We start from the raw sequence: 12,645 nt of genomic DNA on the forward strand, positions 1-12,645 counted from the left end.
CCAATGACCGGTGGGATGATGTCGAAGCAATCGTTGCGCGAGGAAGCGGAACGCCTGATCCGCGAGACCATGGAAAAACGGAACCTGGTCATCAAGCAGGGCACGACCCGGATCGAGGCGGTCTGCGGCAAGTGCGGCGCGCCGAACCGGGTGCAGGCGGAGAAGGGTCAGACCCGCGTCAAGTTCACCTGCAAGAACTGCGACCACAAGCAGGAAACGCTGTAGGACGCTTCCGTCGTCATTGCGAGGAGCGGAGCGACGAAGCAATCCATCGTTCCGTGCACGCTGCAGCATGGATTGCTTCGCTCCGCTCGCAATGACGCGCCGCGTAGGATGGGTGGAGCGCAGCGATACCCATCATCTCGCCGCGCTCAGCAGAACGAACTCGGTGAGGCGCTGGTGGCGCAGCCCGAGACGCCGGTCCGCGTGCGGGCGAATTAATCCGGACGCGGTGACGTCCCCCGCAGATTCATCCATCGTCGTCATTCCGGGGCAGCCCGAAGGGCTGAGCCCGGAATCCATCGTGCCACAAAGCCTGCGGCCCGATGGATTCCGGGCTCGCGCTGCGCGCGCCCCGGAATGACGAGAGCATCAAGTGTGCAAGGATGGGTGGAGCGCAGCGATCCCCATCAAATAGCGGACCGCAGGAGAGGTGATGGGTTTCGCTGCGCTCCACCCATCCTAAGATTCTCTTCCTACTCCCCTTTCGCGAAAGCTGCGAACGCGTCGCCGTAATCCTTGTGCCAGCGCGACAGCGGCGGGCGGTTCTCGACGATGTCGCCGGCGGCCCACAGGATGCGGCGTTCGTCGAGCGCGCGCGGCACATCGTTGTCGGGGCAGAGGATGTAGAAATCGCCGGCCTCGAGCCGCTCGATCATGAAATCGACGGTCTGCTCCGCGGTCCAGGCGCCGGCCGGCTTCTCGGTGCGGCCGCGCGCAGTCAGACCGGTGAAGACGAAGCCCGGGATCAACAGATGCGCCGTCAGCTTGCAGCCGTCGGTGTTGCGCAGCTCGTGCTGCAGCGCCTCGGTGAACGCCTTCACGCCGGCCTTGGAGACGTTGTAGGCGGGATCGCCCGGCGGCGTGGTGATGCCCTGCTTGGAGCCGGTGTTGATGATCAGCCCCGGCCGGCCGCGCTTGATCATGTTGGGCACGAAGGCCTGGGTGCCGTTGATCACGCCCCACAGGTTGACGCCGAGGATGCGCTGCCAATTGTCCGCGGGTCCGAACATCGCGCTGCCGGGCTGGATGCCGGCATTGTTCATCAGGATGTCGGTGCCGCCGAACCTTTTCGCGACGCCGGCTTCGAGCTCCGCAACCGCGTCCGCGCGGCTGACGTCGACCGCCGCCGTCATGATGTCGGCCGCGCCGCCCGGCGCCGCAGATGACAGTTTTGCCGCGGCCGCCTTCAGCCTGTCGTCGCCGAGATCGGCGATGCAGACCTTCATGCCGGCCTCCGCAAATCGCAGTGCGGCAGCAAGCCCGATGCCGGATGCCCCTCCGGTGATCACGGCAACATGATTGGCTGATATCACGGGGTGCGGCATCGTCGGTCTCCGGACACATATGTGGCTGAGGTTCTAAATCATCGTACCATGCAGGCAGGCGCATGGGAGGTTTTCATGCGCGCCACCCTCGACAACGCTCGCCTCGCTTTACGGTTTCGCGGCCGCGCTGTAGAATTCGGGATATAACGCTTCCAAAACACCTCAGCCGACAATTTGACAGGGAGTGCAAACATGGCTGTTTCGCAGGCAGTTCCGATCACGCGCCATCCTTATGCCGACGGCTCCTACAAGAAGATGCTGATCGACGGCAAATGGGTCGACGCCGCCTCCGGCAAGAAATTCGAAACCCACAACCCCGCCACCGGTGAATTGCTCGCGACCGTCGCCGAGGGCGACGCCGAGGACATCAACCGCGCGGTTGCGGCGGCGCGGCGCGCCTTCGAAGGGCCGTGGAGCAAGGTGAAGCCGTTCGAGCGGCAGAACATGCTGCTCAAGCTCGCCGAGCTGGTCGAAGCCAATTTCGAGGAACTGTCCCAGCTCGACACGCTCGACATGGGCGCGCCGATCAGCCGCACCCGCGGCAACCGGCTGCGCTCGCTCGGCATGCTGCGCTATTACGCAGGCCAGGCCACCGCAATCCACGGCGAGACCATCGAGAACTCGCTGCCCGGCGAGATCTTCTCCTACACGCTGAAGGAGCCGATCGGCGTGGTCGGCGCCATCATCCCCTGGAACGGTCCGCTGACTGCCTCGATCTGGAAGATCGGCCCGGCGATCGCGACCGGCTGCACCGTGGTGCTGAAGCCGGCGGAGGAATCGCCGCTGACCTCGCTGCGCATCGGCGAGCTCTGCATGGAGGCCGGCATTCCACCCGGGGTCGTCAACGTCGTGCCGGGCTATGGCGAGACCGCGGGCGCCGCGCTGGCATCGCATCCCGATGTCGACAAGGTCGCCTTCACCGGCTCGCACGTCACGGGGCAGTCGATCATCCGTGCCTCGGCCGGTAACCTCAAGCGGGTTTCGCTTGAGCTCGGCGGCAAGTCGCCGGACATCGTGTTCGCCGACGCCGATCTCGATGCGGCGGTGCCGGGAGCCGCGATGGCCGTGTTCGCCAATTCGGGGCAGATCTGCAGCGCCGGCACGCGCCTGTTCGTCGAGCAGAAGGTCTATGACGAATTCGTCGGCCGCGTCGCCGAGTTCGGCAAGAAGCTGCAGGTCGGCAACGGCCTCGATCCCAACACCCAGATCGGGCCGCTGGTGTCGCAGCAGCAGATGGACCGCGTCTCCGGCTATCTCGACATCGGACAGAAGGAGGGCGCCACGGCACTTGCCGGCGGCGGCCGCCTCACCGAGGGCGCGCTCTCGAAGGGCTATTTCGTGCAGCCGACGGTGTTTGCCAATGTGCAGGACAACATGCGCATCGCGCAGGAAGAGATCTTCGGCCCGGTGATCTCGGCGATCTCGTTCAAGGATCCGGACGAGCTGATCAAGCGCGCCAACGCCACCACCTTCGGCCTCGGCTCCGGCGTCTGGACCACCAATGTCAGCAAGGCGCACCAGGTCGCGAAGGCGCTGCGCGCCGGCTCGGTCTGGGTCAATTGCTACCAGGCGATGGATCCGGCGGTGCCGTTCGGCGGCTACAAGATGAGCGGCTACGGCCGCGAGTCCGGCAAGCAGCACGTCGAGGAATATCTCAACGTCAAGGCGGTCTGGATCAAGACGGGCTAGCGCCTGAAACAAGGCGCATATCCTCGCTCACCGCTGTCATCGCCCGGCTTGCCGCCTCCGCTAAAGCTTCGGCGCGCCGAGGTCCGTGGCCTCGTCGAAGCCTTGGCGAAGACGGGACCGGGCGATCCAGTACGCCGCGGCTCCTCGATTCAAGCGCAGACGTCTCTGGAATACTGGATCACCCGCATGCGCATGCGCGGGTGATGACACTGAGCAAGCCCCTCATCCCGGGGAGCCTGCCGAAGGCGGGCGTTCCGAAGGATGGCCGCGATGGCATTGCCGCGAAATGCGATGAACCTTGTCGCCTGTGGGGGCACCCGGCGAGGGCACATAATTTCGGAATATTAGAAATATACCCCTGAGTTGCCCGACGTGTCAAGTTGCGTTGTCGAGCGCCGGCCGCCACCGGCTCCTTTGCATGGGGTTGTTTTCGATATTTTCGAAAGCGGGTCCCTGCGTTGACCGCCGGTGCACTCACCGCCCTACGGCCTTCTTCGGCTTGCCGATGTCGCTGCGCAGCGCCTCGAGCTCCTTGCGCACGGCACTCGCCGCGTCGCGTTCGATCTTGCGGTAGCGCGCCACCAGGGAGAGGCCGAACGGGGTCAGCACCGCGCCACCGCCGTTCTTGCCGCCGGTCTGCCGCTCCACCGCCGCCTGCCGGCAGATGCGATTGATCTCGTCGACCAGGTCCCAGGCGCGCTTGTAGCTCATGTCCATGGCGCGGCCGGCGGCTGAGATCGAGCCGCATTCTCTGATGTGTTCCAGCAGCAGGATCTTGCCCGGCCCGATCCGGTCCTCGGCATCGAGGTCGATGCGGACGCTGAGGGAGGGGAGCGATGAGGCGCTCGATTTCGACATGGGAGACCTTCTCTCGGCAACAGATTGCCACTACCTCCTTTCATGAACAAGATGAACCCGTTAGATAACGGGCAATGACATAAGATTAATTGGGGTAGGCATGACTTCTTCGTCGCTGTTTTCACCGCTCAAGGTCGGTCCCTACGAGCTGAAGCACCGTGTCGTGATGGCGCCGCTGACGCGGATGCGGGCGGCGCGGCCGAGTCTGGCGCCGCGGCCGATGAACGCGGAATATTACGCGCAGCGCGCGACAGAAGGCGGCCTGCTGATCGCGGAAGCCTCGCCGGTGGTCGCCACCGGCTTCGGCAATCCCGGCGTCCCCGGCATCTACAGCGAGGCCCAGATCGCGGGCTGGCGCGAGGTGGTCGATGCGGTGCACGCCAAGGGCGGCTTGATCTTCCTGCAGCTCTGGCACGTCGGCCGCGTCTCGCACTCCTCGTTCCAGCCTGACGGTGCGCTGCCGGTGGCGCCGTCGGCGGTTGCGATCCCCGCCGAGTTCAAGTGCATGACGGCGGACGGCAAGGTGGTCGAGTACGAGACGCCGCGGGCGCTGGAGACCGCCGAGGTCGCGCTGATGGTCGAGGCTTACAGGCAGGGCGCGAAGAACGCGCTCGCCGCCGGCTTCGACGGCGTCGAGATCCACGGCGCCAACGGCTATCTGATCGAGCAGTTCCTGCAATCGAAGAGCAATGTGCGGACCGATCAGTATGGCGGCTCGATCGAGAACCGCGTCCGCTTCCTGCTGGAGGTGACGCAGGCGGTGACCGAGGTTTGGGGCGCCAACCGCGTCGGCGTCCGGCTGTCGCCCTACGGCATCGCCAATGGTAGCGGCGAGGCCGATCCGATGCCGCTCTACAGCCACGCCATCAAGGCGCTGGACAAGTTCGGGCTCGCCTATCTGCATTTCATCGAGCCGCGCGCCTCGGGCACCGGCCGTGCCGATGTCGATTGGAAGGATGTGCCGTCGGCGATGGTGCTGTACCGGCCGATGTGGAGCGGGGTGCTGATCACGGCCGGCAATTTCGTCGGCGACAGCGCAGAGCGCGCACTTGCCGAGGGCCATGCCGATGCGATCGCGTTCGGCCGCTACTTCATCTCCAACCCGGACCTGCCGCGCCGTTTGCAGCGCGGCTATCCGCTGACCAAGTACAACCGCGCCACCTTCTACGCCGGCGAGGAGAAGGGCTACACGGATTATCCCGTGCACGACGAGCTGGCGCAGGCGTAACTTCGTCATTTCGTAGCCCGGATGGAGCGCCGAGATGTTTCCGGACGACGAGTTCGAGCCGACCAAGAAGCCCAAGCCGGTGGCGCTGGCGAAGCCTGCGGTCGGTCAATGCCTGTGCGGCAAGGTCCGGTTCGAGATCGACGTGCCGGCGCGCTGGGCCTGGCACGACCACACCGCCGCCAGCCGCCGTGCGCATGGCGCGGTTTATGCGACCTATGTCGGCAGCTGGAAGAAGCGCTTCCGCATCACGCAGGGCGAAAGCGAGCTGTCGCGCTACGAGGATGCGAAGAGCAAGACCGCGCGCAGTTTCTGCGCCAATTGCGGCACGCCGATTTGCTACGAACGCGCGCGGTCGCCGCACATGGTCAACATCCCGCGCGCGCTGTTCTCGGGGCGCACCGGCCGGCAGCCGCTCTACCACATCGCGATCGAGGAGTTGCAGGAGTGGGCCTACACCGGCGAGCCGCTGGTGCCGCTGAAGGGCTATCCGGGCGTGGTCTGGCAGCGGTCGAAAAAGAAGAAGCGCAGTGAGCGCGAGGGGATGTTCTGATGCATGATCCGGAAAAGTGCGAAGCGGTTTTCCGAAAAGATCATGCACAAAAGAACGCGAACTGCGCTCGTCAGCTTCCGGACAGGACGGCTGCACGGAAACGCGGGCGTTGTCAGTGCTTCACGTAGATGACCTCATCCGTTCCGGCGTATTCCTCGGTCCATCCTCGCTTGTCCACGAGGAACCTCTTCAGGGGTTCGTGCGCCTTCACCCAGAGCACCGTGTCGATCTTGTATTTGTCGAGGACGGCATCCCAGGCGGGCTCGTCGATCTCCCATTTGATCAGGCTGAAATAGTCGCGCAGCAGTTCATCGGGATAGGCAGTGGCTGAACGGCCATCGATGAACACGGGCACCGTACCGCGCGTGTAGAAGATCAGGAGTCCGCCGACGTTCCAGTGGTTCAGAAGCCGTGCATGCGGAAAATGCGTCTGCAGATAGCGCGCATCCTGCTCTGACAGCAGCTGCGGAAGCGCGAGCGCCGGTTTGACATGGATCAGCGTCAGCGGCAGCGCGCACATTCCAACGATCCCGGCCACCAGCAACGAGGTTTGCACCTTGAGCTCGTTCAGCTGCTTGGGCAGCAGCCGATCCAAATGCAGCGCCAGCGGCACCGCCGCGAACATGAAGAAGAACGACATGTATCTGTATTGACAGAATCCCAGGAGCAGGAACAGCCAAGCCAGCAGCCGCGACTCCAGAGGAACGCTCGAAGCCGTGGGGTGGCGGAGCTCGAACGCGACGAAGATGGCGATATAGACGATGCCGGGAATGCTCCCCGGCATGGTGAAGTTGTCAGCGTAAGACCACCACTCGGTGATATGCGCCTGCGCAAAGTGGCCGAGCGTGGTCGCGACGCCGTCATAGATATGCCAGCCAAGCGGATTGATGAGGACCGCGACGAGGCAACCGGCGACCGCAAAACTGTAGATCCTGAGGCCAGCCCAGTCTCGCTTGAGCACGGACACTGCGCCAAAAAAACCAATGAGCAGCAGCCCGAGCATGAAGCCGCCATGCAGATTGGCCCAAAGCACCATCATCACGGGCAGCAGGAACCATCGGGTTCGCTTCAAGCACTCTGCGTAGAAGATGACGCAGAACACCATGGTGGGCGTGTTTGGCGACGCCGAGAGATAGGAGTTCGGGGCTGTCGCAAAAGCCGGGTAAAGCAGGCAGGCGGCCAGAACGGAAATGCCGACCGCGAGCGCCGAGGCGCCGCTGCCGAGGCAGATCGATGTGAGATATCCGGCGATGACAGCGCCACACGCAACGATCGACAATGTGAGGCCGGTATATCCCGTGTATTGAAACACGACGCTGGCGATCACGTCCCAGAGCCAGGAGAGATTATACCATTGTCTGTCGCCGAGCGTGAATGACCACGGATCCTGGAACGGGATGCTGCCGCGTTCTCTGATCAGGTCTCCCGCCGCGAGGTGCCATCCCAGGTCGAGGTGACCGAGCAGAAGCGGCGCGTTTGCCAGGTAGTACACCGATGAGAACGCGATCACGAAGAGATAGATTCCCGGCTTCGCGAGCTTGATCGTTCCTGGTCCTCTCTCAAGCCTGGTGCCGTTCCAAGCCGTCAGCGCGTCCATGAATCAGTCCTGCGATCGAAGCGGGGCCTGCGGGCCCTGCGTGCTTTCGGCCTGCCTGGCGGATACAAACAACCGCCGCTTTAGGACACTCTCGCTAAAGTAGCGTTAATCTCGGCGGCGCAATTCGATGCTGCCCGCCGAGGGAGTTTCCTGGAACTTGCGCTCACCATCGTGCCGGCATGGTCAACGCCAGGCGCGCGCCTGCGGAATGCGGCCATGACCGGCGGCTCGATTGCTCCCAAAGCGCAAGTTTGATCATCTCATCCGGTGCCGTTGGCCAACGTGCTGGCAGGCGTGGAGGGAACATGAAGAATCGCATCACCGGCCGCTCGGCATTCCTGGCATTGCTGAAGGATGAAGGCGTCACCCATCTGTTCGGCAATCCCGGCACCACCGAACTGCCGATCATGCATGCGCTGAAGGACCATCCCGATCTCACCTATGTGATGGCGATGCAGGAGAGCCTGGTGGTTGCGATGGCCGACGGCTTCAGCCGCGCCTCCGGCAAGCTGGTCGCCTGCAACGTCCATGTCGCGCCCGGCCTCGGCAATGCGATGGGCTCGCTCTACAATGCGAGCTTCACCGGCACGCCGCTGATCCTCACCGCGGGCCAGCAGGAGCAGGGCCATGGCCTGACCGAGCCGGTGCTCTATGGCCCGCTGGTGCAGATGGCGACGCCGCTGGTGAAATGGGCGGTCGAGGTGACGCGGCTCGAGGACTTGCCGCGCATCGTGCGCCGCGCCGCCAAGATCGCGACCACGCCGCCGACCGGGCCGGTGTTCATCTCGCTGCCGGGCGACATCCTCAACGCCGAGGCCGGCATCGAGCTCGGCCGCTCCACCCGGGTCGACACCAGGGTCCGCCCGTCGGAGGAATCGCTGAAGGCGCTCGCCGCGCGCATCCTCAAGGCGGAGCGTCCGGTGATCGTCGTCGGCGACGAGATCGTCAAGAGCGACGCGCTGCGCGAGGCCGCCGATCTCGCCGAGACGCTAGGCTGCCCGGCGTGGCAATCGTCGACGCCTTATGGTTCGCATTTCCTGTCGGAGAGCCCGAGCTTCATGGGCGCGATCGCGCGGCTGCAGAAGGTCGCGCGTGACGTGCTGGCGCCGCATGATCTGCTGATCGCGCTCGGCGGCGATCCCTTGCGGATGTCGGTCTACAGCGAGGTCGATCCGCTGCCGGACGGGCTCTCGATCGTGCAGGTCGGGCTGGTCGACAGCGATCTCGCCCGCAACTATGGCGCCGAGATCGCGGTCAAAGCCGACGTCAAGGAGACGCTGCGCGCGCTGGTGCCAGCATTGAAGGAGACCGGCGGAAGCGCGCTGGAGACGCGCGCGAAGCAGGGGCTCGCGGCGCTCGCACCGAAGAATTGGGCGGCGAAGCGCAAGGCGCTGGTCGAGCAGATCTCGAAGGCGAGCCAGACTTCGCCGATCGACCCGGACTGGCTGGCGCTGCAGGTCGTGGAAGCGATGCCCGACAATGCGATCCTGGTCGATGAGGGCCTCACCTCGTCGCGCCAGATCATCGGCTTGCGGCCGCATCGCGACGGCTACGGTTATCACGCGCTGGCTTCCGGCGGCATCGGCTGGGGCCTGCCGGCCGCGGTCGGCGTCAGCCTCGCCAATCCGACGCGCCCGGTGGTGTGCTATTCCGGCGACGGCTCGTCGATGTATTCGATCCAGTCGTTGTGGACCGCGGCCAACCACAAGCTGCCGCTCAACTTCGTCATCGTCAACAATGGCGGCTACCGCATCATCAAGCAGCGCCTGCTCGCTTTCCATGGCGATGACAATTATGTCGGCATGGACTTCATCGACCCGCCGGTCGATTTCACGGCGCTTGCGCGCTCGCTCGGGCTCGAGGCGATCAAGGTCACCGATCCGCAGGAGCTGAAGGGCACGCTGAAGTCGGCGTTCGCGAGGCCCGGTGCCAAGTTGATTGAAGTGGTGGTCAGCAATTCCGTGAATTGAAGGAGCCGCACGCTGGCTCTCTCACCGTCATCTTGTAGAGCGCGCAAGAGCGCGCTCCTCAGGATGACGGAAGAAAGAGCATCCTCTACTCCGCCGCAGCACCCCGCTTCACGCGATACCGGCTCGCCGGATGCGCGTCGTCGAGCTTCGCACGTCCCGCGCCGAACAGCTTCTCGCGCAAGGTGCCTTTGGCGTATTCCCGCTTGTAGCGGCCGCGCTTGACGAGCTCCGGCACCAGCATGTCGGCGATATCCTCGAAATCGCCGGGCGAGATCGCGAAGGCGACGTTGAGGCCGTCGACGTCGGTGTCCTCGAACCATTGCTCGATCTTGTCGGTGACCTGCTCCGGCGTGCCGACCACCACGGGGCCGGCGCCGCCGATGCCGACATGCTCGGCGACCTCGCGCACGGTCCAGACCCGGTCGGGATCGGCGCGGGTGACATTGTCCATCGCGGAGCGGCCGGCATCGTTCTGCACGTGACGGACTTCCTGGTCGAGTGAGTAGGTCGAGAAGTCGACCCCGGTCCAGCCCGACATCAACGCCAGCGCGCCCTCATGGCTGATATGGCTGCGGTACTCCGCATACTTCGCCTTGGCTTCGGCCTCGGTCGGCGCCACCACGATGCACATCATCGAGAACATCAGGATCTCGGCGGCATTGCGGCCCTTCGCTGCCGCGAGCTCGCGGATCGCCGAGACCCGCGGGCCGATCACCTTCGCCGACGGGCCCGACATGAACACGCATTCGGCGTGCTCGGCGGCGAATTGCCGGCCGCGCGGCGAGGTGCCGGCCTGGTAGAGCACCGGCGTGCGCTGCGGCGACGGCTCCGACAGATGGATCGCGTTGAGCCGGTAGTTGGCGCCCTCGTGCTGCACACGGTGCACCTTCGACGGATCGGTGAAGATGCCGCGCGCGACGTCGCGGATCGCGGCGTCGTCCTCCCAGCTGCCTTCCCAGAGCTTGTAGACCAGCTCCATATATTCGTCGGCGAGCTCGTAGCGGTCGTCATGCGCGGTCTGCTTGTCCTTGCCGGCGCCGCGCGCCGCCGAATCGAGATAGCCGGTCACCACGTTCCAGCCGACCCGGCCATTGGTCAGGTGGTCGAGCGTCGACATCCGTCGCGCGAACGGGTAGGGCGGCTCGAAGGAGAGATTGCTGGTGACGCCGAAGCCGAGATTTTCGGTCACCGCGGCCATCGCCGGGATCAGCATCAACGGCTCGTTGGCCGGGGTTTGCGCCGCGTTGCGCAGCGCCGCATCCGGATTGCCGGCATAGACGTCATAGACGCCGAGCACATCGGCGAGGAACAGCCCGTCGAACCGTCCACGCTCCAGCGTCTTCGCGAGGTCGGTCCAGTAGGACAGCTTGTTGTAGTCCTTGGTGCGGTCGCGCGGATGGGTCCACAGCCCCGGCGACTGATGCGCCACACAGTTCATGGCAAAGGCGTTGAGCCGGATCTGTTTTGTCATTGTCGAAAACCTTGGTCGAAACCTTGAGCGCCGCTTCGATTGCTGCCCGGTTGGGCGTCCCGCGTCAAATTGGTGCGACTTCCCACGTTTTGGCAAGGGCCCTTCGCGATTCACACCCTTCCGGTGGCGGGCCGATCCCGATAGGTTGCCGGCCTCCAGAAGCATGATCCGGATGTGCGACGCAGCGATCCGACGGGATCATGCCAAGAAATCATCTCAAGCCGCGACCGGACGAAGGAACAATCATGGCGACACGGGAAGACGCAATCGCGAACGTGCGAGAGCATTTTCAATCGGGACAGTTCCTGAAGGAGCTGGACCGCAGGGTCGGCTACCAGACCGAGAGCCTGAATGCCGACAAGGCCGACGCGTTGCGCGCCTATCTGGTGGAGAATTTGCAGCCGGCCTTCGCCGAGCTCGATTTCAAGACCAGGCTGATCGAGTCGCCGACCGGTCGCGGACCCTATCTGATCGCCGACTACCAGGAAGATGCCGCGCGGCCGACCGTGCTGACCTACGGCCACGGCGACGTCGTCGACGGTATGGTCGGCGAGTGGCGCGACGGGCTCAATCCCTGGCAGATCACGGTCAAGGGCGATCGCGCCTACGGCCGCGGCACCGCCGACAACAAGGGCCAGCATTCGATCAACATGGCCGCCCTTCGCGCGGTGAAGCAGGCGCGCGGCGGCAAGCTCGGCTTCAACGCCAAGTTCATCATCGAGACCGGCGAGGAGATCGGCTCGCCCGACCTGCGCGAAGTCTGCGAGGCGCATCGCGAGGAGTTGAAGGCCGATCTGTTCATTGCCTCCGACGGGCCACGGCTGTCGGTGGAACGTCCCACCATCTTCCTCGGCTGCCGCGGCGGCAACCGCATCCATCTCGATGTCAATCTGCGCGAGGGCGGCAATCATTCCGGAAATTGGGGCGGCGTGCTGGCCAATCCTGCGACGATCCTGGCGAACGCGATCGCAAGCCTGGTCGACGGCAAGGGCCGCATGAAGCTCGACATCCTCAAACCGCCGCCGATCTCAAACCGCGTCCGCGCCGCGCTCGCCGACGTCGAGATCAAGCCGACGGCGGACGAACCTCAACTGGCGGAGGATTGGGGCGAGGAGGGCCTGACCGCCGCCGAGCGGCTCTATGCCTGGAACACGCTCGAAGTGCTGGCGATGTCGGCGGGCAATATCGAGAAACCCGCCAACGCGATCCCCGGCAGGGCGAACGCGGTGCTGCAACTCCGCTTCGTGGTCGGCACCAAATATCTCGAAGTGATCGACGGGGTGCGCGACTATCTGCACAAGAACGGCTTTCCGATGGTCGAGGTGTCGGGCGCGCAGCGTTTCGGCGCCTCGCGCACCGACATGGACAGCCCATGGATCGACTGGGCGGCGAACTCGATCCGCGCCACCACCGGCAAGGCGCCGGCGGTGCTGCCGAACTTCGGCGGCTCGCTGCCGAACGACGTGTTCTCCGAAGGCCTCGGCCTGCCGACGATCTGGGTGCCGCATTCCTATCCGGGCTGTTCGCAGCACGCGCCCGACGAGCACATCCTGCTGCCGGTGACCGAGGAGGCGCTGACCATCATGGCCGGCCTGTTCTGGGATCTCGGCGAGGCGCCGCTCAAGGGTTGAAGTGCAGCGCGCGCATTTTCTCCGTCATCCCCGCGCAAAGGCTAAGCCGTTGCGCGGGGGTGACGGGGAAGACTTGGATGAGCGGGACGAACCCGGCCGTGACC

10 protein-coding genes are annotated in these 12,645 nt (G+C 64.8%); 6 read left to right on the forward strand and 4 right to left on the reverse strand.

Annotated features, from left to right (window positions below):
* Nucleotides 1-18 precede the first annotated feature (18 nt).
* Nucleotides 19-225: a hypothetical protein gene (locus JQ507_04185; GenBank protein ID QRI70737.1), complete on the forward strand. Its 207-nt coding sequence runs from the start codon at nt 19-21 to the stop codon at nt 223-225.
* A 470-nt stretch (nt 226-695) separates the two neighbouring features.
* Here JQ507_04185 and JQ507_04190 read toward each other — a convergent pair whose 3' ends face one another.
* A complete protein-coding gene (locus JQ507_04190) occupies nt 696-1,547 on the reverse strand; it encodes an SDR family NAD(P)-dependent oxidoreductase (GenBank protein ID QRI70738.1) in 852 nt (283 codons plus the stop codon).
* 192 nt (nt 1,548-1,739) lie between these two features.
* On the opposite strand from JQ507_04190, the gene JQ507_04195 reads away from it, so the two are divergent.
* Nucleotides 1,740-3,236 (forward strand): aldehyde dehydrogenase family protein, encoded by a 1,497-nt coding sequence (locus tag JQ507_04195; protein QRI70739.1) that lies wholly within the window; start codon nt 1,740-1,742, stop codon nt 3,234-3,236.
* Nucleotides 3,237-3,710: 474 nt separating this feature from the next.
* On the opposite strand, the gene JQ507_04200 is transcribed toward JQ507_04195, so the two are convergent.
* The gene (locus tag JQ507_04200; protein ID QRI70740.1) at nt 3,711-4,094 is read right to left on the reverse strand and encodes a winged helix-turn-helix domain-containing protein; all 384 of its coding nucleotides are present in this window, start codon (nt 4,092-4,094) and stop codon (nt 3,711-3,713) included.
* 100 nt (nt 4,095-4,194) lie between these two features.
* Between JQ507_04200 and JQ507_04205 the strand changes: the two genes are divergently transcribed.
* Together JQ507_04205 and JQ507_04210 are read left to right on the forward strand one after the other, a co-directional pair.
* Complete coding sequence (locus JQ507_04205; GenBank protein QRI70741.1) at nt 4,195-5,322, forward strand: alkene reductase; 1,128 nt, start codon at nt 4,195-4,197, stop codon at nt 5,320-5,322.
* A 79-nt stretch (nt 5,323-5,401) separates the two neighbouring features.
* Entirely contained in the window at nt 5,402-5,872 is a 471-nt protein-coding gene (locus JQ507_04210; protein QRI73171.1) for a GFA family protein, read from the forward strand.
* A gap of 112 nt (nt 5,873-5,984) precedes the next feature.
* Here the strand turns inward: JQ507_04210 and JQ507_04215 are convergent, their stop codons facing one another.
* Nucleotides 5,985-7,469 carry a hypothetical protein gene (locus JQ507_04215; GenBank protein QRI70742.1) on the reverse strand — a complete coding sequence of 495 codons (1,485 nt, stop codon included), beginning with the start codon at nt 7,467-7,469 and terminating at the stop codon, nt 5,985-5,987.
* 305 nt (nt 7,470-7,774) lie between these two features.
* Here JQ507_04215 and JQ507_04220 point away from each other — a divergent pair, with 305 nt between their 5' ends.
* Nucleotides 7,775-9,439, forward strand: a complete 1,665-nt coding sequence (locus JQ507_04220) for a thiamine pyrophosphate-binding protein (protein ID QRI70743.1) — start codon at nt 7,775-7,777, stop codon at nt 9,437-9,439.
* A gap of 85 nt (nt 9,440-9,524) precedes the next feature.
* Here the strand turns inward: JQ507_04220 and JQ507_04225 are convergent, their stop codons facing one another.
* On the reverse strand, nt 9,525-10,910 hold the full coding sequence (locus tag JQ507_04225) for an LLM class flavin-dependent oxidoreductase (GenBank protein QRI70744.1): 1,386 nt from the start codon (nt 10,908-10,910) through the stop codon (nt 9,525-9,527).
* Nucleotides 10,911-11,155: 245 nt separating this feature from the next.
* Here JQ507_04225 and JQ507_04230 point away from each other — a divergent pair, with 245 nt between their 5' ends.
* Entirely contained in the window at nt 11,156-12,541 is a 1,386-nt protein-coding gene (locus JQ507_04230) for a M20 family metallopeptidase (protein QRI70745.1), read from the forward strand.
* Nucleotides 12,542-12,645: the final 104 nt, after the last annotated feature.

The organism is Bradyrhizobium sp. PSBB068 (genome assembly GCA_016839165.1).
GTDB lineage: Bacteria > Pseudomonadota > Alphaproteobacteria > Rhizobiales > Xanthobacteraceae > Bradyrhizobium.

Excerpts from the sequence above, each read along its gene's own strand:
- JQ507_04185 (QRI70737.1), top strand. The coding sequence starts at position 19 with ATGTCGAAGCAATCGTTGCGCGAGGAAGCGGAACGCCTGATCCGCGAG.
- JQ507_04190 (QRI70738.1), bottom strand. The coding sequence starts at position 1,547 with ATGCCGCACCCCGTGATATCAGCCAATCATGTTGCCGTGATCACCGGA.
- JQ507_04195 (QRI70739.1), top strand. The coding sequence starts at position 1,740 with ATGGCTGTTTCGCAGGCAGTTCCGATCACGCGCCATCCTTATGCCGAC.
- JQ507_04200 (QRI70740.1), bottom strand. The coding sequence starts at position 4,094 with ATGTCGAAATCGAGCGCCTCATCGCTCCCCTCCCTCAGCGTCCGCATC.
- JQ507_04205 (QRI70741.1), top strand. The coding sequence starts at position 4,195 with ATGACTTCTTCGTCGCTGTTTTCACCGCTCAAGGTCGGTCCCTACGAG.
- JQ507_04215 (QRI70742.1), bottom strand. The coding sequence starts at position 7,469 with ATGGACGCGCTGACGGCTTGGAACGGCACCAGGCTTGAGAGAGGACCA.
- JQ507_04220 (QRI70743.1), top strand. The coding sequence starts at position 7,775 with ATGAAGAATCGCATCACCGGCCGCTCGGCATTCCTGGCATTGCTGAAG.
- JQ507_04225 (QRI70744.1), bottom strand. The coding sequence starts at position 10,910 with ATGACAAAACAGATCCGGCTCAACGCCTTTGCCATGAACTGTGTGGCG.
- JQ507_04230 (QRI70745.1), top strand. The coding sequence starts at position 11,156 with ATGGCGACACGGGAAGACGCAATCGCGAACGTGCGAGAGCATTTTCAA.